Source organism: Pseudomonas sp. HN8-3, from assembly GCF_020790195.1.
GTDB classification, from domain to species: Bacteria; Pseudomonadota; Gammaproteobacteria; order Pseudomonadales; family Pseudomonadaceae; genus Aquipseudomonas; species Aquipseudomonas synxantha_A.
In genome coordinates this window covers 1132020-1154496 of the sequence record NZ_CP086206.1, presented here as the reverse complement: position 1 = coordinate 1154496, position 22477 = coordinate 1132020, and the positions used below count along the sequence as shown (strand labels likewise).

Sequence of the window (22477 nt, the reverse complement as noted above, 5' to 3'; positions counted from 1 at the left end):
TGGTGAAACCATGACCTCCTGATTACACAATTGAGCACCTGCTAAAACAATTCAACCCCTTTGCAAAGATAAATCCTACATTACAAATTAACCCTGACGACGGGCAAAAACGCTGGTAGGGTGGGGAGTTAGTTACAACTTCTTACGTTCTGTTTTCCTCACAATTGCCCCTCTCCCAACGGGTGCAAACCGCGAAAAATCCCTGCTTCCTCCACCAGCCAGTCGTGCACCGCGCGCACGCCGGGGTGGCTCAATGCACCTGGCGCATACAGCAGCACATAGCGCTTATGGTTGGGCACGGCCAGGCCAAACGGCACAATCAGGGTGCCGCGCTCCAGTTCATCATTGAGCAACGTGCGCCGCGCAATCGCTACCCCCATGCCGGCAATGGCGGCTTCGATGGTCAGGTGGTTGCGGTTGAAGGTATGCCCGCGCCGCACGTCGGCACCGTGGTGGCCGATGGCATTCAGGTAGAACTCCCACTCGGCATATTCATAACTCCCACGCCAGGCAGTGATGTCGTGCAGCAGCGGAAAATGCGCCAGATCGGCCGGGCCATGCAACGGCGGCCGTCCACGTAGAAGGCTGGGGGCGCACACCGGGAATATCTGCTCGTCCAGCAGGGCTGTGGATAACAAGCCGGGGTAGCTGCCATCGTTGAGGTCGATGGCCAGGTCGAAGTCGCCTTCATGCAGGGCGATGCTGCTGTCTTCGGCGACCATGCGCAGTTGGATGTCGGGAAAGCGCTGCTGCAAACGTGGCAGGCGCGGGGTCAGCCATTTGCCGAGAAACGAGGGGATCGAGCGCAGGCGCAGGGTGCCGCTGATCATCCCGGCATCCAAGCGCTGCAATTCCGCATCAATGCTGCCATAAGCCTCGCCGACCACCGCCGCCAGGCGCTGCCCCTCGGCGCTGAGTTCAACGCCACGGGCGCGCCGATGAAACAGCCGAAAGCCCAGGCGCTCCTCCAACTGGCGAATCTGCTGGCTCACCGCCCCCGGTGTGATGTGCAGTTCTTCGGCGCAGCGGGTGAACGACAGATGCCGTGCAGCGCAAGAAAACACATGCAGCCACACATAGGTCTGGCCGTGAAGGGGGCGGGTCATAGCGTTTAGTCCTGCTAAAGGGTGTCTTAGGATAATTCGTTGGTCAGTGCCGATCCAGAGGCTCAGTATCGCGCCAATTCCGCCTGCTCTACAAAACATGGCAGCGATTTCTACTCCATTGCTTGTAAGGCTTTAGCATGGCTATCAGTGTTTTCGATCTATTCAAGGTGGGCATTGGCCCCTCCAGCTCCCATACCGTCGGCCCGATGCGCGCTGCCGCGACGTTCGCCCAGGCCCTGACCGATCAGCATTTGCTCAGCCAAACCCGCCGCGTTGAAGTGCGTCTGTACGGCTCGCTGTCCGCCACCGGCGTAGGCCATGCCACTGATCGCGCCTGTGTGATGGGCTTGATGGGCGAATGGCCGGACCGCGTCGACCCCACCTCGATCAATGCGCGTATCCAGCAACTGCGCGAGTCGGGTCAATTGCTATTGGCCGGCTCCCAGGCAATCGCTTTCAACTGGCACACCGACCTGCTGCTGCTGGATGAAAGCCTGCCTTACCACCCCAACGCCATGTCCCTGCACGCCTATGGCGACAGCGGCCTGCTGAGCGAGCAGACCTATTACTCGGTAGGCGGTGGTTTCATCATCGAAGCCGCGGAGGCCGCCTCGGGCATTGCGCCGACCAGCGACGTGCAATTGCCCTACGACTTTTCCAGTGCCGTGGAACTGCTGGCGTTGTGCAACAAGCATGGCTTGCGGGTTTCCGAACTGATGATGGCCAACGAACGTGCGTGGCGCAGCGACGAAGAGATCCGTAGTGGCCTGCTGCACATCTGGTCGGTGATGCGCGAATGCGTGGAACAGGGCCTGCGCGATGAAGGCATCCTGCCCGGCGGCCTGGACGTACCGCGCAGGGCGGCGAAACTGCACCGCAGCCTGCTGGAAATCGGCAAACCCAATGTGATCACTTCAACCTTGTCGGCGATGGAATGGGTCAACCTGTTCGCCCTCGCCGTCAACGAAGAAAACGCCGCCGGCGGGCGCATGGTCACTGCCCCGACAAATGGCGCGGCCGGCATCATCCCGGCGGTGCTGCATTACTACATGAAATTCAACGCCGACGCGTCTGACGATGATGTGGTCAATTTCTTCCTGGCCGCCGCCGCCGTCGGCATCCTCTGCAAGAAAAACGCCTCGATCTCCGGCGCCGAAGTCGGCTGCCAGGGCGAAGTGGGCTCGGCCTGCGCCATGGCCGCTGCCGGCCTGGCCGATATTCTCGGCGCCACCCCCGAGCAACTGGAAAACGCCGCCGAAATCGGCCTGGAACATAACCTCGGCCTGACCTGCGACCCGGTCGGCGGCCTGGTGCAGGTGCCGTGCATCGAGCGTAATGCCATTGCCGCGGTCAAGGCGATCAACGCCACGCAAATGGCCCTGCGCGGTGACGGCAAGCACTTCATTTCCCTCGACCGGGTAATCCGCACCATGCGCGATACCGGCGCCGATATGCATGACAAATACAAAGAAACTTCACGGGGCGGCCTGGCGGTCAGCTGGGTGGAGTGCTGATCGGAGCACTGCTACCCGCCCCAACGTGAGCCCGCGCAAAAATAATAACGAGGCAATACCGATGACTGATGTACGTACACCTGCTGCCGAAAATCCCGCTCTGGACAACACCGTTACCACCGGCTGGACCAAACACGACACCACCTGGATGCTCGGCCTCTACGGCACCGCCATCGGCGCCGGTACCCTGTTCCTGCCGATCAACGCCGGCGTCGGCGGGTTCTGGCCGCTGATCGTGCTGGCGCTGCTGGCTTTTCCGATGACTTTCTTCGCCCACCGTGGGCTGACGCGCTTTGTGTTGTCGGGCAAATCCGGCGACATCACCGAAGTGGTCGAGGAACACTTTGGTGTCGGCGCCGGCAAGCTGATCACCCTGCTCTACTTCTTTGCGATCTTCCCGATCCTGCTGGTGTACAGCGTCGCGCTGACCAACACCCTGGGCAGTTTCATGGAGCACCAACTGCACATGACCCCACCGCCCCGTGCGATCTTGTCCCTGGTGCTGATCCTCGGCCTGATGGCCATCGTGCGTTGTGGCCAGGGTGTGATCGTCAAGGCCATGAGTGTGCTGGTGTACCCTTTCGTTGCTGCGCTGTTGCTGCTGGCTGTCAGCCTGATCCCCAACTGGAATGGCGCGTTCTTCGCCTCCGCCAGCGAAGGCATGCCGCTGCCGCTGTTCTTCAAGACGCTGTGGCTGGCGATCCCGGTGATGGTGTTCTCGTTCAACCACTCACCGATCATCTCCGCTTTCGCCGTGGACCAGAAGCGCGTCTACGGCGCCCAGGCCGAGCGCAAAAGCAGCGGCATCCTCGCCACCGCCCACGCCATGATGGTGCTGACCGTGATGTTCTTCTGCTTCAGCTGCGTACTGGCGCTGTCACCTGCTGACCTGGCCGCCGCCAAGGCGCAGAACATCTCGATCCTGTCGTACCTGGCCAACCACTTCCAGACCCCAGTAATCGCCTACGCCGCGCCGCTGATCGCGCTGGTGGCGATTACCAAATCGTTCCTGGGCCACTACATCGGCGCCAGCGAAGGCTTCCAGGGCTTGATCGTCAAATCCCTGCGCGGGCGCAACCGCTCGATGTCGGCGAAATGGCTGGAACGCTCCACCGCGCTGTTCATGGTGCTGACCTGCTGGGCCGTGGCCACCTTCAACCCAAGCATCCTCGGCATGATCGAAACCATGGGCGGACCGATTATCGCGTGTCTGCTGTTCCTGATGCCGATGTACGCGATTCGCCGCGTGCCATCTTTGCGCCAGTATTCGGGACAGGTATCGAATGTGTTTGTGGTGGTCATCGGGCTGATTGCGCTGTCTGCGATCGTTTTTTCCGTGATGCCCTGAAATAGCTCACCGACCTCAAGCACAACGCAGATCAAATGTGGGAGGGGGCTTGCCCCCGATAGCGGTGTATCAGCCAATAAATACTCGGCTCAAAGACTGCTATCGGGGGCAAGCCCCCTCCCACATTGAGCTTCCAGCGCCTGTACGGCACGGCCCTTGCTGTAGAGCTATTGAGGAAAACGGAATTTGGCCGATGGTCAGGCAATGCGAACTAATCCTGACACCGGCCGTCAATGACTGCATGTTCTTATCAGGCGGTAACGCACCATGGACAATCCTTTTCAGATCATCACCGACACCTTCACCCCCCAATACCGCGTCAATCTGAGCATCCAACGGTTGGACGGCAGCATCATGCTCACCCTCTCGGACGAGACCGGCGTGGTGGCCAAGCGCATGATCAGCGCCGAACAGCGCAACGACCCGCAGCGCCTCAAGCGCCTGGTGCAAAGCATCCAGTTCGGCATCGCCATCGAACAGGGTCATAGCGCCGTGGAAATCCTGGAGCTGATGACGGACGGCGACAGCCACAAACTCCTGCAGCGACCGCCCGCCCGTACCCTGCCCTTCAGCGTGGGGCTTTAAAGCTCGCCCTTCTCGGTCTCAAGGCTCGCTTCGCCCTTGCGGCGCGGGCTCTCGACCTTCACCGAAGGGAACGCCGACGACGCATAGCGCACCACCAGGATCGCGAACGCCAACAACAGAATTCCGCCGCACAGGTAGATGATGCCTACATCCGGCGGGTTGTGGTGCGACACGTTGGAGATCAGCAAACGCGTGAGCGCGGTGATTGCCACATAAATCAGGAAGCGTACCGGCATATGGTTGGTCTTGAAGTAAATCCCGACCATCGCGCCCAGTTCCAGGTAGATGAACAGCAGCAAGATGTCATCGATCTTGATGTGCCCATTTTCCAGCATCCCCAAAAACTCCATCACCGCTGCCCAGGCGGTCACCGCACCAATGGCAAACAACGCCAGGTAGTGAAACGACTCGACAAACAGATTGCCCAGGGACTCGGCCAGCCCGTGGACTTGCTGGCGCAGCCTTTCGGCCCAGTTGATTTTCACGATGATGCTTCCTTAGGTCGGTTCGACCGGATAATGCGGGTTGGACGTGACGGTTGTTCTGTATGCAGAAACAAGGCCATAGGCAGGATAGTGAGATGGTGGCGGGCTGACATTAGGCACTTAATCAATCCTTGTGGCGAGGGAGCTTGCTCCCGCTGGGGTGCGCAGCGCCCCCATTTCCCAACTACATTAAAAACCTACTATCCAAACCCCAACGTTTGGCTTATCCTTTTCGCTGTATATAAATACAGTAGTCGCAAAAGACAACTATCGTGAAGGCATGTGAGGTGGTGAATGGCCGTCGAAGTGGTATACCGCAGCAGCCGAGATCTGGAGCGTTTGTTCATGGATAAAGCCGAAGCTGACCGTCATGACAAGATGCTTGAACTCGCTGAGTTGCTGGCAGAGGTGTTGCAAAAAGCCGTGCCGTCGTTGAGCGAGCAGCAGGTGGAAGAAGCCGGGATCTACATGGCGAAGAACCGCGATGTATTTGCCAAGGCGTTCAAGAGCCAACCGGACGCGCTGTCCGAGCTGTTGAACCCGGCGGCAGAGTAAAGCCCGAATTGAACAGGCCCTGAATCATGGATTCAGGGCCTTTTTAATGCCCGGCCTATTTGTACAGCAAGCGTTCGGCCAGCTCATCGGCGACCCTTGCAGGGGAGCGCTTTTCGGCTTGGGCGTGGGCGAAGATTTCGGTCAGGCGCGTGCCAATGTTCGACAGGTGCGCGGTGATGCCGGGCAGGTCGGTGCCGGCGTGTTTGAGGGCGACGTAGATCAGGCCGCCGGAGTTGATCACGTAGTCTGGGGCGTAGAGGATGCCGCGGCCTTCCAACTGGTCGGCGATGTCCAGGTTGGTCAATTGTGCGCTGGCCGAACCTGCCACGGCAGCGCACCGCAACTGGCCGACGCTGTTACGGTTGAATACGGCGCCGACGCCGCAGGGCGCGAGGATGTCGCAGGGGGTGCTGAGCAAGGCGTCGTTGGCAATCGGGTGGGCGCCCAGTTGTTCCATGGCCAGTTGCACCTTGCCGTGGTCGATGTCGCTGACCAGCAGTTCTGCACCCGCGGCGTGCAGTTGCTCGGCCAGGGCATAACCGACGTTGCCCAGGCCCTGCACCGCTACGCGCAGGCCCTCAAGGTTGTCGCTGCCCAGGCGCGCCATGGCGGTGGTGCGGATGCCGGTAAATACACCCATGGCGGCATGGGGCGCAGGGTCGCCGGCGGCGGTGGTGCTGGTGACGAAGCGGGTGTGTTGGGCGATGCAATCCATGTCGGCGACCGAGGTGCCGCTGTCGATCGAGGTAATGAAACGGCCATCGAGTTTTTCGATACAGCGGCCAAACGCCTCGAATAGCGCGGCGCGGCTCTCCACGTGCACAGGGCGGATGATGACCGCCGTGCCGCCGCCCACCGCCAGCCCGGCCAAGGCAGCCTTGTAGCTCATGCCTTGGGCCAGGCGCGCGGCATCGGCCACGGCACTGTCATCGTTGGGGTAAGCCAGGTAGCGACAGCCGCCCAAGGCAGGCCCCAGGCGACTGTTGTGGATGGCGATGATCGCTTTCAGCCCGGTCACCGGGTCGACGCTCAGGTGCAGCGATTCAAGGCGGGTGCTGTGCATGAGCGCAAACATCAATGAGCTCCCGAATCACTTTTGGTTGTGGGCAAAGTATAGGCTCGCGGCAGAAAACTGCTGGATTGCACTGGAATAAGCCGCGCTGTTTCGTAAGATCCAGGACATAAGCACGCAGGATATTTTTCAAGAGACTGGACGAAATTTCCTGGCAAGGCTAAAACGGGGCATCCGCCGGAGAACGCGATGAATCCCCGCACAGCCTTTTTCGCCTGCCTGGACCGTTCACCCCCTGCGCTGTTTGAAGCCGCGCTGTGGATGGCTGCCGAACACGATGCCAGCGTACAGCCGTTGCTGATCCTGCAAGAGCTGCGCGTACTGCAACAGCAGGTCAGCCTGGGCATGCCCCTGTTGCCGGCCGATGAACTCGGCCAGCCGCTGCTGCGGCGCCTGAATGACCTGGGGTTTGCCCAGGATGATCACACCCCGTTGCGCCCCGCCGCCGCGCTGCTGGACAAAGTGCTGCTGCGAAAACGCGGGCAACCCTTGGCCATGGGCCTGATCGCACTGGAAATGGCACGGCGCCTGGATATCCCCATGGTCGGGGTAAATTTCCCCGGCCACTTCCTGCTACGCGTACCCGGTGCCGACCACCTGCTGGACCCGTGCGGCGGTCGACGCCTGTACCCCAACGACTGTCGCGAACTGCTGCACCGGCAATACGGGCCAAAACTCAACTTGCACGCCGACCACCTGCACACCGCCGAGCCTAGGGCGATCCTGCAGCGGCTGTCACGTAACCTGCGCCAACTGCACCTCGCCAACGACGATCCCCTGGCTGCCCTGGTGGACGCCGAGCGCGTACTGGAACTGGGCAATGCCAGCGCCGCCGACTACCTTGCCCGCGCCAGCCTGTACCAGCGACTGGATTGCCCGAGCGCCGAGCGCTTTGACCTGGAACATGCGTTGATGCTCAGCGAAGACCCAATCCAGCGCCTGCGCCTGACCGAGCGGCTGGGGCACCTGCCGCCCAATTCAGTGGTGCATTGACCTAGGGGGCGTTCTCAATTAGTTTCCCCGCCGCGTTGTCGCCTTAAAGCGGGCCAGGCAAGGCGCAGGCCGCAGGGAATGGTTGTTCCCTTTCCAAGGCCTGCAACGCAGGCTGGCCCGCTTTAAGGCACAACCCGAAGGGCCGGGCCTGCTGTTGTGCAGGGCTGCGTTGCTCGAAGCTTATTTGGAATGACCAAACCACGCTTCTCGCGCCTTGCCCTGCACAACAGCAGACCCGGCGCGACGGGGAAACTAATTGAGAACGCCCCCTAGGTGCGATTGAGAATATCGCCAGGCACTGGCGTTTTTAGCGTAGTGGAGCCCGGCGCCCGCACCTGAATAATCAAAAGCGCCGCAATCACCGCCGGAATCGCACAGAAGAAGAAAATCTGCTCCACCGGTATATGCATCGCCAGCAACATACTGCCGAACAGCGGCCCCAGGATTGATCCAAAACGCCCTACCCCCAACGCCCAGCCTGTGCCGGTGGCGCGCACCTGCGCCGGGTAGAAATTGCTCGCAAAGGCATTGAGGGTCAGTTGCCCGCCGATGATGCAGAACCCGGCGGCGAACACGCAGGCCACCAGGTAACGTGGATTGTCGTGGTTCAAGCCCAGCAGGATGGTGCACAACGCAGCCGCCGCCAGCACCCCGGACAGCAACCGCACTTTGCTTTTCAGACGGTCGGCAAACCAGGCCATGAGGATGGCGCCCAAGGTGCCGGCAAACAGGAACATGGACGTGACCAGGTTGGCTTCGTTCAGCGCCAGGCCGCTTTCGAGCAACAGCGATGGCAACCAGCTGATCATGAAATACAGCAAAATCAGGCTGACAAAAAAAGTCGCCCAGATCAGCAGCGTCGGGCGCGCGTAGCCGTTGCGAAACAGCTCCACCACCGTCAGTTTGCTGCCTTGTTCCTGCAGGTTTTCAGCTTCGGTCGCGGGCGGCGGTTGCCAGTCGGGCAGCATCCGCGCCGTGACTTTGCGCAAACGCAGATACGGCGGGGCATCGCGCAACAGGCGTGGCAAGGATTCGGGCAACAGCCACACCAGGAACGGGAACAGCAGCAACGGCGTTACCCCACCAGCCAGGAACACCGCCTGCCAACCAAAGCTGTCGATAAACCCGGCCGCCACAAAGCCACCTGCCGCACCGCCGAACGAAAAGCCGCAGGCCGCCAGGGTCACCATCAAGGTGCGCATGCGCGGCGGCGAATATTCAGACATCAATGCCATGGCACTGGGCATTGCGCCCCCCATGCCGATGCCGCAGATAAACCGCGCCGCCATCAGTGTGGTGAGGGAATTGGCAAACACCATCAGTACGGTGAGGCTGGCGTAGATCAGCACACAGGCCAACAGGATGCGCCGCACGCCGAAACGATCCGCCAGCGGTGTCACCAGCAGCGAGCCGAGGGTCAACCCGAGCAGGTTGGCGCTGAACACCGGCCCGAACGCAGCTTTTTCCAGGCCCCAATCCTGAGCCAGCGCCGGCACTACATAGCCCAGCACCTGGGCGTCGTAGCCATCGGTGACCAGCAGTAATGCCAGCAACACGAGAATCAACCACTGGTAGCGCGACACCGGACGGGCGTCGAGTGCCGCGCGAAAGCTGGCAATCTGATTGTGCATCGCAAGGTACCTTTATTTTTTATTAGGTTGGCACGATCAAATGTGGGAGGGGCGGTGCGACGATTCGACTTGCTCCCTCCCACAGGGTTCTACGGTGTGTCAGGTTGATTGGCGGGGTGGGCCTGTACGAAGGCCGGATGCTGCGCCGCCAACGCTGCCACTCGCCCAATGCGCGGGTAAGCCACCAGCGGCACCTTGAAACGTTCGGCCGCATACAGCTGTGGAATCAGAAATGCATCCGCCATGCCTGGCTGCTCGCCAAAGCAGAAGCCCTTATCTCCAATCAACTGCTCCACCGCACCCAGCCCCTGGCTGACCCAATGGGCGATCCATTCAAGCAACTGCGCTTCATCGTGCCCCCACTGACGCAACAGGTTCTGCGTGCTGGAGTTGTGCAGCGGGTGGATATCGCAGGCGATGATCGACGCTACCGCCCGTTCATGGGCACGGGCTGCCGGATCGCTGGAGAGCAGTGGCACCTGTGGATAACGCTCCTCCAGGTATTCGATGATCGCCTGTGACTGGATCAACGTCTCCCCTTGATCAGTACGCAACGCCGGTACACGTCCTTGAGGGTTGATCGCCAGGTACTCGGGCTGGTGATTGGCGCCGCCTGCCGGGACCAGCAGGTTGACTGGCAGCGCGGTGAAATCCAGGCCCTTGAGCGCCAGGGCAATACGTACCCGATACGACGCGGTGGAACGGTAGTAAGTATAGAGTTCCATGACCCTGCCCTCTTAACGTGCCGCAACCACAGTACCGCGGCATTCACCGAAGCCGATGCTGGCAAAACCTTCGCGGCGGCAACGGCCACGCAGGATGATTTCGTCGCCGTCTTCAAGGAATTTACGTACCTCGCCCGAGGCCAATTCAATCGGCTTCTTGCCGCCTTCGGTAATTTCCAACAGGCTGCCGAACTGCCCCGGCTGCGGCCCGGACAAGGTGCCTGAACCAAACAGGTCGCCGGCCTGTAACTGGCAACCGTTGACGCTGTGGTGCGCAACCATTTGCGCCACTGTCCAGTACATATGCTCGGTATTGCTCAAGGTCAGGCGATAGGCGGGCAGGTTCTGCTCGCGCATTGAGGCGGTGGTGAGCAGCACTTCCAGCTCGATATCAAAGGCGCCCGCGTTCTGATCACGTTTATCCAGCAGATACGGCAGCGGTTGCGGGTCGCCCTCGGGCCGCGCCGGTTGCGCTTTGCGAAAGGGCTCCAGCGCTTCGGCGGTCACCACCCATGGCGAAATACTGGTGATAAAGCTTTTCGACAGGAACGGGCCCAGCGGCTGGTATTCCCAGGCCTGGATATCTCGCGCCGACCAGTCATTGAGCAGGCAGAAACCGGCGATATGCTCGGCCGCATCGCCGATGGCAATCGCTTCGCCCATGGCATTGCCCTGGCCGATCCAGATGCCCAGCTCCAGTTCGTAGTCCAGGCGTGCGCAGGGGCCGAACGTCGGTTCGGACTGGCCGGCCGGCAGTGTCTGGCCTTTGGGGCGCCGGACCTGCGTGCCCGACGGGCGAATGGTCGACGCACGGCCGTGGTAACCAATCGGCACGTACTTGTAGTTGGGCAACAGGGGGTTATCCGGGCGAAACAGTTTGCCGACGTTCTGCGCGTGCTCGATGCCGACGTAGAAGTCGGTGTAGTCATTGATCTTCGCCGGCAAGTGCATCTGGCAATCGGCGGCGTGGTGCAGCACCTGCGCTTCGCGCTGTTGCAGCTGGCTGCCTTCGGCCAGCAGCTCCAGCAGGCGCTCGCGTAACGCCACGCGTGGCCCACGGCCAAGTTCAAAAAAAACGTTCAATTGGCCACCCGCTGTTGCCTCAACGGCACGCCGGGCAGCACCGTCAAATTCATCCAGCGCGGCGTGCAGGTCGAGGACCATATCGCCGATCGCCACGCCACAGCGCGGGGCCGAGCCGTTGATACTGAACACGCCCAGGGGCAGGTTCTGCAGGGGGAAATCCGCGTGACCGTTGGCCGAGGCCACCCAGCTGCGGGTCTGCGTTGGTTGCGTCATGGGTTATCTCCGATTCGGGTTGAAGGTGGCGGGCAGTGAGGCCCAGCACGCGTCGTAAGCAGGTTGCAGCTGCGGGCACTCTAGAGCGAACTGGGTCGGGCGCAGCACTTGGCTGGTCTCGAACATGAAGGCCATGGTGTTATCGATCTTGTGCGGCGCCAGGTCCGCATTTATGGCCTTGGTGCAGGTCTCGCCATCCGGGCCATGGGCGCTCATGCAGCTGTGCAGCGACGCGCCGCCGGGCAGGAAGCCTTCGGCCTTGGCATCGTAGGCGCCCTGGATCAGGCCCATGTATTCGTTCATCAGGTTGCGATGGAACCATGGCGGACGGAAGGTATTCTCGGCCACCATCCAGCGCGGCGGGAAGATCACGAAGTCGAGGTTGGCCAGGCCATGCACGCTGGTAGGTGAGGTCAGCACGGTGAAGATCGACGGATCCGGATGATCGAAACTCACCGTGCCGATAGTGTTGAAACGACGCAGGTCGTATTTGTACGGTACGTTGTTGCCGTGCCAGGCGACCACGTTGAGTGGTGAATGGTCCAACTCGCAGGCCCACAGTTCACCAAGGAATTTCTGTACCAGCGTGGTCGGTTGCTTGAGGTCTTCGTAGCGGGCCACTGGCGTGAGGAAGTCACGCGGGTTGGCCAGGCCATTACTGCCGATGGGGCCCAGGTCGGGCAGGCGCAGCGGGGCGCCGTGGTTCTCGGCAACATAACCGCGTGCGTGTGCATCCAGCAGTTCGATACGGAATTTGAGGCCACGGGGCAGCACGACAATTTCCAGCGGCTCGACGTCCAACGCGCCCAGTTCGGTGGCGATGCGCAGGCGGCCCTGCTCCGGCACAATCAGCAGTTCACCGTCGGCATTGAAGAACACGCGCTCCATGGAACGATTGGCGCGGTAGGTGTAGATGCTGATGCCCGAAGGTTTTTCCGACCCCGAGTTGGCCACCATGCCGACCAGTCCATCGATAAAGTCCGTCGGCTCACTCGGAATATCCAGCGGGTTCCAGCGCAGACGATTGGGCGTCACTGCGCCCAAGGGTCCACCGGCCAATTGCTGCGCAAGCTTGATGAACGCCGGGTGATTGGCCGACGGCTGGATGCGGTACAGCCAGGTGCGCCGGGCTTCGCTGCGCGACATGGTGAAGGCCGTGCCGGAAAACAGTTCGGTATACAGCCCGTAGGGGGCCTTCTGCGGCGAGTTCTGGCCGACGGGCAATGCGCCAGGCAAGGCTTCGCTGGCGAATTCGTTGCCGAAACCCGAAAGGTATTCGAGGGTCATGGATCATCCTCTGGGGGTCAGTTGTATTTATCGTAATCCAGTTACGCATAACGTAATTTGATCACTGTTGACCGTCAAGCTATAAAGACGCCCATTCATCTTTCGGATTCTCGCCCTTCCATGGAAAAGCCCCGCGACACCGGTAAACAGAAAGTCCGTTCGGCGGAAGTCGGCACCGATATTCTCAAGGCTCTGGCCGAATTGTCCCCGGCCACCTCGCTGTCACGTCTGGCCGAACATGTGCAGATGCCGGCGAGCAAGGTCCACCGCTATTTGCAGGCGCTGATTGCCTCCGGATTTGCCGAGCAGAACACCGCCACCAACCATTACGGCCTGGGCCGGGAGGCGTTGCGCGTGGGGCTGGCGGCGCTGGGCAGCATGGATGTGTTGAAAGTCGGCGCCATGCCCCTGGCCGAGCTGCGCGATGAATTGAATGAGACCTGCTTTCTGGCGGTGTGGGGCAACCAGGGCGCGACCGTGGTACAGATCGAGCCGGCAGTGCGTGCCGTTACCGTGGTGACGCAGTTGGGCTCAGTGCTGCCGCTGCTCAGTTCGTCCACCGGGCTGGTGTTCAGCGCTTACCTGCCGTCGCGGGAAACCGTGGAACTGCGCGAACGCGAGGTTCAAGCCGGCACCGCTCATACCTTGGCAGACGATCAGGCCTATGCCAGCGTGTGCGAACAAATCCGCAGCCGTGGCCTGCACTTTGTGCATGGCCTGCTGATGCCCGGCGTGGATGCGTTGTCGGCGCCGGTGTTCAATGCGGTCGGGCAAGTGGCGGCAGTGATGACCGTGGTCGGCCCGACCTCACTGTTCCATGCCGATGAAGATGGCCCGGCGGCGCAGCACCTGCTGGCGGCGACCCGGGCCGTGAGTTGGCGTATGGGCTATCAGCCCTGAATCAATCGTCGTTGCGCGACAGCGCCACTGCCACGCGGTCCTCCAGCGCCTTGACCTGCGCGCCGGCCACCACGTAGTTGTTGGTCAGCATCGCGAACACCAGCTTGCGCCCGCCGGCGTCGGTGATGTAACCACTCAATGACGACACGCCGCCCATGGAGCCGGTCTTGGCGTGCAGGTTGTTCTGCGCCTGCGTGTCGCGCAGACGGTAGCGCAGGCTGCCGCCGGTCATGCGGTCGGTGTTGCCGGCAATCGGCAGCGCGTTGTACCAGGTGTCGAACCACGGCTGTTTGCTGGCGGCCAGTAGCAGGTCGGTGAGGGTTTGCGACGACACCAGATTGCGCCGCGAGAGGCCGGAGCCGTCGACCTGACTGAACGTGGTGGTGTCCAGCCCCTGGCGCTTGAGAAACCCAGCCACGGCCACGGCGCCCGCCGCTGCCGTGCCGCTATTGGCGGTCTGGCGCCCCATAGCCTTGAGCAAGGCTTCGGACATGTTGTTGTTCGAGAGCTTGAGCAACGGCGTGATCAACGCCTGTAACGGCGCCGATTGATGCTCGGCCAGCACCGTCACTGCAGCCGGGCTTGCCCCACCCATCACTCGACGCCCCAATACGGTGATGCCCTGTTGCGCCAAGGCTTGTTCGAATAGATTCGCGACCAGTTGCGTCGGCTCCCAGACGCTGACCAATTGCTGGCTCTGCCGCCCCGGCGCCACTGCACCGCTGAGCTGCAACAGGTTGGTGCCATGGCGACGGTTGATCCCATAGCTGTTGCCTGGCCCACTGATGGCGCGGTTGCTCAGTTGCAGGTAATCGGTGGGCGGAAAAATCTCGACACTTACCGGCGAGCCGGCCCGCAGCGCAGCCTTCGCGGTGACCAGTACGCTGCCTGCATCGAAATCCGAATTAGGCGACACGGTCAGCGCTGAAATCTGCGCGCCGTAGTAGGTGGTTTCGTCATCGTGAGACCAGTCGACACCCAGCCGCTCAGCGTCGAACCAGGTGTCATCGAACACCAGGTCGCCCTGCACCTGGCGCACGCCCTGGCTGGCCAACTGCGCGGCCAGGGCCTGGTAATCGGCAAACTGAACGGTCGGGTCGCCGAGGCCACGCAGGTACAGGTTGCCGGTCAAACGGTCGCCCTGGCGTATGCCATTGCTCAGCAGTTGGGTGGCGAAGCGGTATTGCGGCCCCAGCACGTCCATGGCCGCGGCTGTGGTCAACAGCTTGAGGTTGGACGCGGGCACCAACCGGGTGCGCGGGTTTTGCTGATACAGCGTGGAGCCCGTGCGGGCGTCACGTACCATCAGCGAGACCGTAGCGCCTTGCAGCGCCGGATCGCTCAACAGTTTATCCAGGGTTGCCGGCGTGGAAGTTTGGGAGACGCTGGCGCAGCCGCCCAGTAAAAAACTCAAACCGACCAGCAGGGTGCCGGTGCGTAACCATTTTACAAAGTGCATCGTTGCGTTTTCCATAAGCATGCAATGGCGGCAACGCTAACAGCTCGCTATCAATGTGGCGACCGCTTTCCTGTGGGAGCTGGCTTGCCTGCGATGCAGACAACTCGGTGTATCAGGCAAACCCAGTCGATGCCATCGCAGGCAAGCCAGCTCCCACAGATAAATGAATCAGAAGGTCAAGGTGCTGGATACCGACACCTGCCGCGCATCGCCCATGGACACAAACTGCGTATTCACCGATGAGGTGTAGTAAGTACGATCGAACAGGTTCTTCACATTGAGCTGGAACTTGACCTTCTGCCCTTCAAGCCGGGTGTCATAGCTGGCGAACACATCGGCCACGGTGTAGCTGGGCAGTTCGAAACTGTTGGCCGCGTCCCCTGCCCGCTCGCCGACATAACGCGCCCCGGCGCCGACACGCAGTTGATCGCCGCCCAGGACACTGCCGAAGTCATACACCGCCGACAACGAGCCGGTGCTTTTTGCCACATTCTGCAGGCGATTGCCTTTGAGCTTAGGGTCTTCGGTAACCTCGGCATCGGTGTAGGCATAGCTGCCAATCAGGCTCCATTTATCCGTCAGCTGGCCGCTGGCATCCAGCTCCAGACCGCGAGAGCGCACCTTGCCGGCCACGCTGTACTCCGAGGTCAGGCCCTCGCCTACCTGCACCAACACGTTGCGTTTATCGATCGTGAACAGCGCGGCACTGGCGGTGATGCGCCCCGGCAGGTCGAACTTGGTACCCAGCTCCCAGGCTTTGGATTCTTCCGGCTGCAAACTGCCACTCAACACGGTTTTATTGGCCAGCGGCGCGATGGTGGAGTTGGGTTTGAACGACTCGGTATAACTGCCGTAGAACGACAATTGATCAGTGTAGCGATACACCAGCCCGGCCCGTGGTACCCACTTCTGGCCATTGCCGTCGGTGTTGGCGGTGAACGGCACGCCTTTGCCGGCGTATTGATCGTACATCTGGTAGCGCGCACCGCCGACCAGGATCCATTGATCGTTGAGGTGGATGGCATCCTGGAAGAACAGCGAATCGCTGCGCAGCAGATCGGTCTGGTTGCTGTCCGGCGCGCTGACTTTGGAACCGGCGACTTCATTGCCGTATACCGGGTTGTTGTAATCGAAGGTGCCCCGCGGCGCCTGGCGGATCAGGTCGGCACGGTAGATCTTGCGGTACTCATCGTCCAGGCCGAACACCAGATCGTGCTGCATACCTGCAACATCGACCCTGCCTTCGAGGCTGGCGGTGGCGAAGCGGTCGGTGGTCAACGCGCCCTGGGTACCGTCCATGTTACGGGTCAGGGTGCCGTTGGTGTTGACCTTGACCACGCGCACCTGGCTGGCGTCATAGGTTTCGCGATTCCAGCTGTAGCCGAAGTGAGCTTTCCAGTCGTCGTTCAGATCATGATCGACGGTCAGGCGGTACAGATCGGAGCGACCTTCCATGTTGTTGAACGGTTCATCCAGACGCCGGGTGGCGGGGATGTTCAGCGGGTGGTTGGTCTTGGGATCGATGGCGGTGCCACGGTCGAACGGCGCGAGAAATTCGCGGTGTTCATAGGCCAGCACCACTTGGGTGGTATCGCCGTACCAGGCCAGGGACGGCGCCACCAGGGTCTCGCGATGGGTGCCGTAGTTACGCCAGTAATCTTCGTCTTCATGATCGACAATCAGGCGATAAGCCAGGCCGCTGTCGCCGAGGGGGCCGGTGGTGTCGAGGTTGCCACCACTGCCGTTCTTGCCGCTGCCGAAGGTCGAGCCGCGCGCGGTCAGGGAGGTGGACTGCATCAGCTCAGGCTTTTTGCTGACGATATTGACCACGCCGCCCGGGTCCTGGATGCCATACAACAGCGAGGATGGGCCCTTGAGCACTTCAATACGCTCGGCGGTAGCGTTCATGGCACGGCCCTGCACCACCGGCATACCGTCCTTCATGATCGAGCCGTTACGGTTGTCGCCAAAACCACGCAACATCACCGCGTCCTGAGTACTGCCGAGGGTGTTGGACTGGGTGATGCCGCTGATATTGCCCAGGGCGTCATCCAGGTTGCGCGGTTGCTGGTCGCGCAGCACCTGGGCCGGCACCACGTTGACGGTTTGCGGGGTTTCCAGCAGCAACCCATGGGAGCGCATCACCGAACTGGTGGGCGGCGGCTGATAGCTGGTGCTGTCCTGCGTCGGGTTGGCCGCGCTGATGGTGGTGGCGCCAAGGTTGACCGCGCCGTCGCTGGGCAGCGGCTCCAGGGCCAGGGTGCGGGCGTCGATCTGGCGGAAGGTGAAACCTGTATTGCTCAGCAGACGTTGCAGGGCCTGGGTCGCGCTCATCTGCCCACTGAGCGCCGGGGCATTGAGGCCATAAGGCGCTTCATCGGTGTAGATCACACTGATGCCTGTGACACGGCTGAACTCGCTCAGGGCCTGGGGCAGTGGTTTGGCTGCCAGGGCAAAATTGAACTGGGCGCTTTGCTGCTCCTGCGCACGCGCAACGCTCAAAGGCAGCAAAGCCAGCCCTGACACCGCCAAGACCGAGGCTCCCAGCCACTGTTTTACCCAACCACCCGCCGTTGACTTCATGCTGTGAGAACCCGTGTAGAAAACGCTGTTAATGCGAATAGATCGCAGTTTCATGCACTACACGGATGGGCCGGGGATTTACCTCACATGAATCAGTAAATAATTTCGATCATTGCTTGCCACTCGTCGCGAGACACTCCTTGGCACTCTTCTTCAGCTTCTTGATCAGCCGCTCCTGGCGCAACGCCTCACCCTTGCTCGCGCATTGTTCGGTGTACACCAACGCCACCGCCGGGCTGGACAAGAAAAACCGCGCGCCCTTGCCGCTTTGGTGGCAGGCAAAGCGGCGCACCGGGTCATTGCTGATGCCGCAATACAACGAGCCATTGGCGGCACGCACCAGGTAGACGAACCAGGGTTTGGGTTCTACAGGATCAGTCACAGGGCAATTTCGGCAAACCAGAGGAGCGCCAATCTTATCAACGACCGGCCTGGAATGCCTTCAAGCCTTTAAGCGCCTGGGCCCTCACCGCATTTTTCAGCGCCGGCGACCAGCCCAACAGCAGCCCTTTCAAGCCCAGCGCCTGGCGCGACCATCGCCACAGGTCGAAGTGATCGTGGTGCTCGCAGATCTTGCCGTCGCGAAACACAAAGCGCGCACCGATGTCGTTAACCACCGTATTGCCCGTGGCACTGAACAGGTACGTCGCCACCCAGTGCGCGCTGCCTGTGCTGTCATCACTGCGCACGTGGTCGAAGGTCAGGGAGAAATCCTTTGCCCGCGTGGTGAGCATTCGCCACATATCCCCCGCGTCGCGCCCGCGCAACTCGCCGAAGGCCGGGTCGCTGAACACCACGTCTTCGGTGTAGCAGGCGGCCATGGCTTCGGCATCCAGGCGCTGGAAGGCACTGTAGAACGCGGTGATCAGGGCGTTATGGGCATCACTCATGGGCAGGCTCCGCAGGTTTCGAAAGAATAAGCGCACGATAGGCTGCCCACACCGCGCTGGCTACTGACATTCGCCAGGCAAATGCAGGAGCCTACGGCACCATCCCAGTGCTGCGAGCGTAGGCGAACAGGTCTACATCGGTTGAGATACTCAGCCGCTGCATAGCCGTGCTTTTCTGCTTACTGATGGTAGAGATACTGCGGTTGACCTGTGCCGCAATCTGGCTGACGGTCATGCCGCTGGCCAACATGCGCACCACCTCGCGCTCCTTGCAGGACAATTGCGGCACCTGGGACTGATCGCCCGTACCCGCCTCTACCATTTGCATCCGCAGGGATTCACTGGCGAACGTCTGGCCGGCACACACAGCCTTGATCGCCTGGGGCAGCTCCTTGGCCGAAGCACTTTTGGCCACCACGGCCTTGGCACCATGGGCGAAGGAAGCACGCAGGGTGGCGACGCTGGCGAACATGGTCACCAGAATCACCGGCAACTGCGGATATTGGCGGTGCAACAGGCTCAACAGCCCGTAGCCGTCGGCCTGCTGGCCGCCTGGCATGGCAAAGTCTGTGACGAGCACGTCACACGGGGTTGTCCTCAACAGTTCGAGCAACTGATCGGGGCCGTCGGCTTCCGCGACCACTTTGCACCGGCCATGCGCCTCAATCACGACTTTCTGCCCGATACGCACAATAGGGTGATCGTCAGCAATAATTACTCGAAGCATAGATTCCCACGAATGATGGCAAACTGAATCCGCGCAAAATACCCCCGCTGGCGCTCATCAACAACCGCTAACAAAGTGCTGCTGGCAGTCACGCTCAATGTTCAGTAGCTCACACTTTTTTGCCTACAAAACAATAAGAAAATACCTACAGCAAAGACAAGATCAACGGATTGCAAAACGCTCTGCGCCAACACTACCTCTCAGACTTCAGAGAGGTACTCGAGATAGACGAACAAGCGTGCCAGGAAAAACTCCAATTGCACCTTGTGCGCAGCAACACCCTGGGACTGGACCTGTTCGATCAGCTTCACGGCGCTGGCTTCAAGGCCAGTACCGCCCAAAAACACCAGGCTGCCCACCAATCGATGGAGGCGCTCAGCCGTCAGTGACGAGTTCAACGTCAAGCAGGCATGGCGCAACACGCGGTGGTCTTCCCAGGCCTCGAACAACAGGGTTTCCAACAATTGATCGACGATACGCTCGCTGCCAAACATGGCGACCAACGTGGCACGGGTTGGCCAGCCGGCGAGCGGCGCAACAGCCTTCTGGACGACATACGCGTCATCCACGCCCGGCAGCCAGCGTGCCAAAACGGCGTGCAGCTGTTCAAGGGTCAATGGCTTGAGCAGCCAGGCATCCATGCCGGCGTCGCGGCAACGCTGGGGGCTGTCGTTTTGCAGGTTGGCGGTCAAGGCAATGATCGGCACTCGCCTCTGCCCGTTGTCGCACTCATGCTGGCGAATAGCGCGAGCCATGCTGTAGCCGTCCATGAACGGCATCTGGCAATCACTGATCACCAAGTCGAAGGGCCGGCTGGCAAAGGCCGCCAGCCCGACGTACCCATCGTCGGCCAATTCGTATCCCAACCCCAGTTTCTGCAGCAAACAACCCAGCAACAGGCGGTAGGCTGAATGGTCTTCCACCACCAGCACGCTCAACTGCTGCCAATGAAGCGGGGGGGCACCTTGCGGCTTCAATTTGCGGTTCGCTCCTGCTGTTGAACCTACCAGCGAACCCATCAGTACCTCTATCGTGACTATTGATCCGGCAGTAATCTCCGGCACTGGTGCAATAGCCCTCGAGACCTCTCATGTAGCAAATACCCATTCAGGGGATATCTATAATCTTTTGAGCCTGACCGAGTCGATACAACAACTACGAAAAGCACCACCGCCCCCCTCTCCCGGCACGTCCTTCGCCCCCCCCGCCAATGTCGTATTAGTTGTATTTCCCCCGCGCGCCCCCCTCGCTAGATTGTGCCCACCCCAAAGAGGGACGACTTGCCACTCCCCGGCAAGCGCAAAAAAATCGAGATCGCCTCCAGGCAACCACCCGCCCACACACGACCGGGCGTTGCCCTGGCGTGCCTCAATCTGCCAGCTTGTAATGGAACAATTTGAAATGAAGACCTCTGTATCCCTACTGAGCAGTGCCCTGCTGCTCGCTATAACGTCATCCGCTTTCGCCGCCAGCAGCGTCGACCTGACTGTCAAAGGGTTGATCACGCCCAGCGCCTGCACACCCAACCTGCCGGGTGACGTCGATCTTGGAAAAATCGCCGCAAAAGATCTGAATCAAGACAGCTATACGCCGCTTGAGAAAAAGACCCTGCAACTGAGCGTCAATTGCGACGCGGCGACGCTGTTTGCAATCCATCCCGTCGACAATCGAGCCGGTTCCGCCGCGTCCGGCTTCGCCTTTGGCCTGGGCTTGATCAACGAAACCCAGAAGCTCGGCCTGTATCAGTTGACGTTCAGCAACCCCGTCACTGAAACACCATCCACCCTGATTGCAATGTACAACTCCGAGGGCCGATGGACAGACCTCCTTACGGATGAGGCCATTGCCCCCAACGATCTGGTGGCGCTGGGCAGCCGCGGTGAGAACGGTTGGGCCCCCCACCCGATCAAAGACGCGCTCATGGATATGACGCTGCACACCTTGATTGCACCTGCAAGAAACCTGACCTTGACTAGCGAAGTGGCAATCGACGGCTCCGCGACCTTTGAAGTGAAGTACCTGTAAATGGACGTTTCCCAGATGAAGCCCCGCCTGCCCCTGTTGAGCGGCGCGCTGTTGCTCACCATGACGTCATCCGCTTTCGCTGCCAGCTCCGTGGACCTGACCGTCAAGGGCTTGATCACACCGAGTGCCTGCACCCCGAACCTGCCAGGGGCTGTGGACTATGGAAAAGTCGCAGCAAAAGATCTGAACCTCGACAGCCATACCTGGCTTGAGGACCAGACATTACAACTGAGCGTGAATTGCGAGGCGGCGACGCTGTTTGCCATCAAGCCCATCGACAACCGAGCCGGCTCCTCAACGTTTGGCGCCTACGGCCTGGGTGTAGCCAACGGCACAGAAAAGCTCGGCGGGTACCAACTGATGTTCAGTAACCCCGTCGCCGAAACACCTTCGACCTTGCTCTACCAGTACGAACAGCGCCCCTGGGCGCCGCTCTATCCGGAGGACCCGCTGCAAGACGATATGTTGGTGGCCCTGGGCAGCCGTGCCGATTCCGGCTGGGCCCCGCACCCCGTGCAGAACGCGCTCATGGACATCACCGTGCGCACTGCCATTGCACCCGCCAACGGCTTGAGCCTGGCCAACGAAGTGGCGCTGGACGGCTCCGCAACTTTTGAAGTTCTGTACCTGTAACCCATCATCTTCGTACTAAGGAAGGTTCAAACGATGACTTACTTAAGAGCCACGCCCCTGGCCGTCCTATTGTTGACCATCTCGCCTCTCACACTGGCCGCCAGCAGCCTGGACCTCACCGTCAAAGGCATCATCACGCCAAGCGCCTGCGCGCCAGAGGTCTCCGGCGGTGGCAATGTCGACTTCGGCAAGGTGTCGGTCAAGGATCTCAATAGCGACACCTACACCGACCTGCCCCGAGAAACCATGCTCTTGAGCGTGCATTGCGAAGGGCCGACGTTTTTTACCCTGAACACCATCGACAACCGCGCCGGCACCACCGCCAGCCACTTCAGCTGGCACGGCCTGGGCATGACCCCCAACGATGAAAAAGTCGGTGATGCCGGGCTTGGCCTCTACCAGCCGGTGGCCGACGACGTGCCGGTACGCACCATCGTCTCAAGGGATGGCGGCGCAACCTGGATGCCCTCCGTGATGCTCAGCCACACCGTGCTGACAGCGGTCGCCAACAACGACGGCGTGGTACCGATTGCGATCCAGAAGCTGGAGGCCGAGATCCGCCTGATCACTCACATCGCGCCCGCCAGCAACCTGACACTGACCGACGATGTGCCTATCGACGGTCACGCCACCGTGCAAGTCAATTACCTCTAAGGATAA

General features: G+C 60.9%; 22 protein-coding genes. 9 read left to right on the top strand and 13 right to left on the bottom strand.

Features of this window, described 5'->3' with window-relative positions:
• Window positions 1-158: 158 nt before the first annotated feature.
• Entirely contained in the window at window positions 159-1106 is a 948-nt protein-coding gene (locus LJX92_RS05110; protein WP_005785109.1) for a LysR substrate-binding domain-containing protein, read from the bottom strand.
• A 137-nt stretch (window positions 1107-1243) separates the two neighbouring features.
• Between LJX92_RS05110 and LJX92_RS05105 the strand changes: the two genes are divergently transcribed.
• The 3 genes from LJX92_RS05105 to LJX92_RS05095 all read left to right on the top strand — a co-directional run bounded on the left by LJX92_RS05105 (window position 1244) and on the right by LJX92_RS05095 (window position 4553).
• Complete coding sequence (locus LJX92_RS05105) at window positions 1244-2620, top strand: L-serine ammonia-lyase (RefSeq protein ID WP_032877637.1); 1377 nt, start codon at window positions 1244-1246, stop codon at window positions 2618-2620.
• A 61-nt stretch (window positions 2621-2681) separates the two neighbouring features.
• Window positions 2682-3968 carry a serine/threonine transporter gene (locus LJX92_RS05100; protein ID WP_148853394.1) on the top strand — a complete coding sequence of 429 codons (1287 nt, stop codon included), beginning with the start codon at window positions 2682-2684 and terminating at the stop codon, window positions 3966-3968.
• Window positions 3969-4235: 267 nt separating this feature from the next.
• The gene (locus LJX92_RS05095; RefSeq protein ID WP_032877639.1) at window positions 4236-4553 is read left to right on the top strand and encodes a DUF3509 domain-containing protein; all 318 of its coding nucleotides are present in this window, start codon (window positions 4236-4238) and stop codon (window positions 4551-4553) included.
• Here LJX92_RS05095 and LJX92_RS05090 read toward each other — a convergent pair.
• Entirely contained in the window at window positions 4550-5038 is a 489-nt protein-coding gene (locus LJX92_RS05090) for a phosphate-starvation-inducible protein PsiE (RefSeq protein WP_003188808.1), read from the bottom strand. The two genes, LJX92_RS05095 and LJX92_RS05090, sit on opposite strands and share 4 nt — an antisense overlap.
• A gap of 294 nt (window positions 5039-5332) precedes the next feature.
• On the opposite strand from LJX92_RS05090, the gene LJX92_RS05085 reads away from it, so the two are divergent.
• Window positions 5333-5593 carry a YebG family protein gene (locus tag LJX92_RS05085; RefSeq protein ID WP_003188807.1) on the top strand — a complete coding sequence of 87 codons (261 nt, stop codon included), beginning with the start codon at window positions 5333-5335 and terminating at the stop codon, window positions 5591-5593.
• A gap of 55 nt (window positions 5594-5648) precedes the next feature.
• Here LJX92_RS05085 and LJX92_RS05080 read toward each other — a convergent pair whose 3' ends face one another.
• Window positions 5649-6668: a Glu/Leu/Phe/Val dehydrogenase family protein gene (locus LJX92_RS05080; RefSeq protein WP_005785098.1), complete on the bottom strand. Its 1020-nt coding sequence runs from the start codon at window positions 6666-6668 to the stop codon at window positions 5649-5651.
• Between the two features lie 186 nt (window positions 6669-6854).
• Between LJX92_RS05080 and LJX92_RS05075 the strand changes: the two genes are divergently transcribed.
• Complete coding sequence (locus tag LJX92_RS05075) at window positions 6855-7658, top strand: SirB1 family protein (protein ID WP_032877640.1); 804 nt, start codon at window positions 6855-6857, stop codon at window positions 7656-7658.
• 269 nt (window positions 7659-7927) lie between these two features.
• Here LJX92_RS05075 and LJX92_RS05070 read toward each other — a convergent pair whose 3' ends face one another.
• The 4 genes from LJX92_RS05070 to hmgA form a co-directional block, all read right to left on the bottom strand.
• A complete protein-coding gene (locus LJX92_RS05070) occupies window positions 7928-9289 on the bottom strand; it encodes an MFS transporter (RefSeq protein WP_103733371.1) in 1362 nt (453 codons plus the stop codon).
• An 89-nt stretch (window positions 9290-9378) separates the two neighbouring features.
• Entirely contained in the window at window positions 9379-10014 is a 636-nt protein-coding gene (gene maiA, locus LJX92_RS05065) for a maleylacetoacetate isomerase (RefSeq protein WP_032877642.1), read from the bottom strand.
• Between the two features lie 12 nt (window positions 10015-10026).
• A complete protein-coding gene (fahA, locus tag LJX92_RS05060; RefSeq protein WP_228309372.1) occupies window positions 10027-11313 on the bottom strand; it encodes a fumarylacetoacetase in 1287 nt (428 codons plus the stop codon).
• A 3-nt stretch (window positions 11314-11316) separates the two neighbouring features.
• A complete protein-coding gene (gene hmgA, locus LJX92_RS05055; RefSeq protein WP_103733368.1) occupies window positions 11317-12600 on the bottom strand; it encodes a homogentisate 1,2-dioxygenase in 1284 nt (427 codons plus the stop codon).
• A 120-nt stretch (window positions 12601-12720) separates the two neighbouring features.
• Between hmgA and LJX92_RS05050 the strand changes: the two genes are divergently transcribed.
• Window positions 12721-13500, top strand: coding sequence for an IclR family transcriptional regulator (locus LJX92_RS05050; protein ID WP_032877646.1), 780 nt, complete (start codon window positions 12721-12723; stop codon window positions 13498-13500).
• Between the two features lies 1 nt (window position 13501).
• Here LJX92_RS05050 and dacB read toward each other — a convergent pair whose 3' ends face one another.
• The 6 genes from dacB to LJX92_RS05020 form a co-directional block, all read right to left on the bottom strand.
• Window positions 13502-14959, bottom strand: a complete 1458-nt coding sequence (gene dacB / locus LJX92_RS05045; RefSeq protein WP_228309371.1) for a D-alanyl-D-alanine carboxypeptidase/D-alanyl-D-alanine-endopeptidase — start codon at window positions 14957-14959, stop codon at window positions 13502-13504.
• 168 nt (window positions 14960-15127) lie between these two features.
• A complete protein-coding gene (locus LJX92_RS05040; protein ID WP_032877649.1) occupies window positions 15128-17542 on the bottom strand; it encodes a TonB-dependent siderophore receptor in 2415 nt (804 codons plus the stop codon).
• Between the two features lie 109 nt (window positions 17543-17651).
• Window positions 17652-17924 carry a GIY-YIG nuclease family protein gene (locus LJX92_RS05035; protein WP_032877650.1) on the bottom strand — a complete coding sequence of 91 codons (273 nt, stop codon included), beginning with the start codon at window positions 17922-17924 and terminating at the stop codon, window positions 17652-17654.
• Between the two features lie 37 nt (window positions 17925-17961).
• The gene (locus LJX92_RS05030) at window positions 17962-18432 is read right to left on the bottom strand and encodes a nuclear transport factor 2 family protein (RefSeq protein ID WP_032877651.1); all 471 of its coding nucleotides are present in this window, start codon (window positions 18430-18432) and stop codon (window positions 17962-17964) included.
• A gap of 91 nt (window positions 18433-18523) precedes the next feature.
• Window positions 18524-19159, bottom strand: a complete 636-nt coding sequence (locus tag LJX92_RS05025; protein WP_032877653.1) for a response regulator transcription factor — start codon at window positions 19157-19159, stop codon at window positions 18524-18526.
• Between the two features lie 200 nt (window positions 19160-19359).
• Window positions 19360-20178 carry a response regulator gene (locus LJX92_RS05020; protein WP_032877654.1) on the bottom strand — a complete coding sequence of 273 codons (819 nt, stop codon included), beginning with the start codon at window positions 20176-20178 and terminating at the stop codon, window positions 19360-19362.
• A gap of 382 nt (window positions 20179-20560) precedes the next feature.
• Between LJX92_RS05020 and LJX92_RS05015 the strand changes: the two genes are divergently transcribed.
• From LJX92_RS05015 to LJX92_RS05005, 3 genes are read left to right on the top strand one after another with little or no spacing between them, the layout of a single operon-like run.
• A complete protein-coding gene (locus LJX92_RS05015) occupies window positions 20561-21184 on the top strand; it encodes a DUF1120 domain-containing protein (RefSeq protein WP_032877655.1) in 624 nt (207 codons plus the stop codon).
• Between the two features lie 15 nt (window positions 21185-21199).
• Complete coding sequence (locus LJX92_RS05010; RefSeq protein ID WP_032877656.1) at window positions 21200-21817, top strand: DUF1120 domain-containing protein; 618 nt, start codon at window positions 21200-21202, stop codon at window positions 21815-21817.
• A gap of 33 nt (window positions 21818-21850) precedes the next feature.
• Window positions 21851-22471: a DUF1120 domain-containing protein gene (locus tag LJX92_RS05005; RefSeq protein ID WP_032877657.1), complete on the top strand. Its 621-nt coding sequence runs from the start codon at window positions 21851-21853 to the stop codon at window positions 22469-22471.
• Window positions 22472-22477: the final 6 nt, after the last annotated feature.

Bases quoted from the DNA above. Each gene is read 5' to 3' on its own strand.
- LJX92_RS05030 (WP_032877651.1), bottom strand. From the start codon at position 18,432: ATGAGTGATGCCCATAACGCCCTGATCACCGCGTTCTACAGTGCCTTC.
- hmgA (WP_103733368.1), bottom strand. From the start codon at position 12,600: ATGACCCTCGAATACCTTTCGGGTTTCGGCAACGAATTCGCCAGCGAA.
- LJX92_RS05010 (WP_032877656.1), top strand. From the start codon at position 21,200: ATGAAGCCCCGCCTGCCCCTGTTGAGCGGCGCGCTGTTGCTCACCATG.
- LJX92_RS05025 (WP_032877653.1), bottom strand. From the start codon at position 19,159: ATGCTTCGAGTAATTATTGCTGACGATCACCCTATTGTGCGTATCGGG.
- LJX92_RS05015 (WP_032877655.1), top strand. From the start codon at position 20,561: ATGAAGACCTCTGTATCCCTACTGAGCAGTGCCCTGCTGCTCGCTATA.
- dacB (WP_228309371.1), bottom strand. From the start codon at position 14,959: ATGCACTTTGTAAAATGGTTACGCACCGGCACCCTGCTGGTCGGTTTG.
- LJX92_RS05105 (WP_032877637.1), top strand. From the start codon at position 1,244: ATGGCTATCAGTGTTTTCGATCTATTCAAGGTGGGCATTGGCCCCTCC.
- LJX92_RS05085 (WP_003188807.1), top strand. From the start codon at position 5,333: ATGGCCGTCGAAGTGGTATACCGCAGCAGCCGAGATCTGGAGCGTTTG.
- LJX92_RS05070 (WP_103733371.1), bottom strand. From the start codon at position 9,289: ATGCACAATCAGATTGCCAGCTTTCGCGCGGCACTCGACGCCCGTCCG.
- LJX92_RS05040 (WP_032877649.1), bottom strand. From the start codon at position 17,542: ATGAAGTCAACGGCGGGTGGTTGGGTAAAACAGTGGCTGGGAGCCTCG.
- maiA (WP_032877642.1), bottom strand. From the start codon at position 10,014: ATGGAACTCTATACTTACTACCGTTCCACCGCGTCGTATCGGGTACGT.
- LJX92_RS05020 (WP_032877654.1), bottom strand. From the start codon at position 20,178: ATGGGTTCGCTGGTAGGTTCAACAGCAGGAGCGAACCGCAAATTGAAG.
- LJX92_RS05005 (WP_032877657.1), top strand. From the start codon at position 21,851: ATGACTTACTTAAGAGCCACGCCCCTGGCCGTCCTATTGTTGACCATC.
- LJX92_RS05100 (WP_148853394.1), top strand. From the start codon at position 2,682: ATGACTGATGTACGTACACCTGCTGCCGAAAATCCCGCTCTGGACAAC.
- LJX92_RS05080 (WP_005785098.1), bottom strand. From the start codon at position 6,668: ATGTTTGCGCTCATGCACAGCACCCGCCTTGAATCGCTGCACCTGAGC.
- fahA (WP_228309372.1), bottom strand. From the start codon at position 11,313: ATGACGCAACCAACGCAGACCCGCAGCTGGGTGGCCTCGGCCAACGGT.
- LJX92_RS05075 (WP_032877640.1), top strand. From the start codon at position 6,855: ATGAATCCCCGCACAGCCTTTTTCGCCTGCCTGGACCGTTCACCCCCT.
- LJX92_RS05050 (WP_032877646.1), top strand. From the start codon at position 12,721: ATGGAAAAGCCCCGCGACACCGGTAAACAGAAAGTCCGTTCGGCGGAA.
- LJX92_RS05095 (WP_032877639.1), top strand. From the start codon at position 4,236: ATGGACAATCCTTTTCAGATCATCACCGACACCTTCACCCCCCAATAC.
- LJX92_RS05110 (WP_005785109.1), bottom strand. From the start codon at position 1,106: ATGACCCGCCCCCTTCACGGCCAGACCTATGTGTGGCTGCATGTGTTT.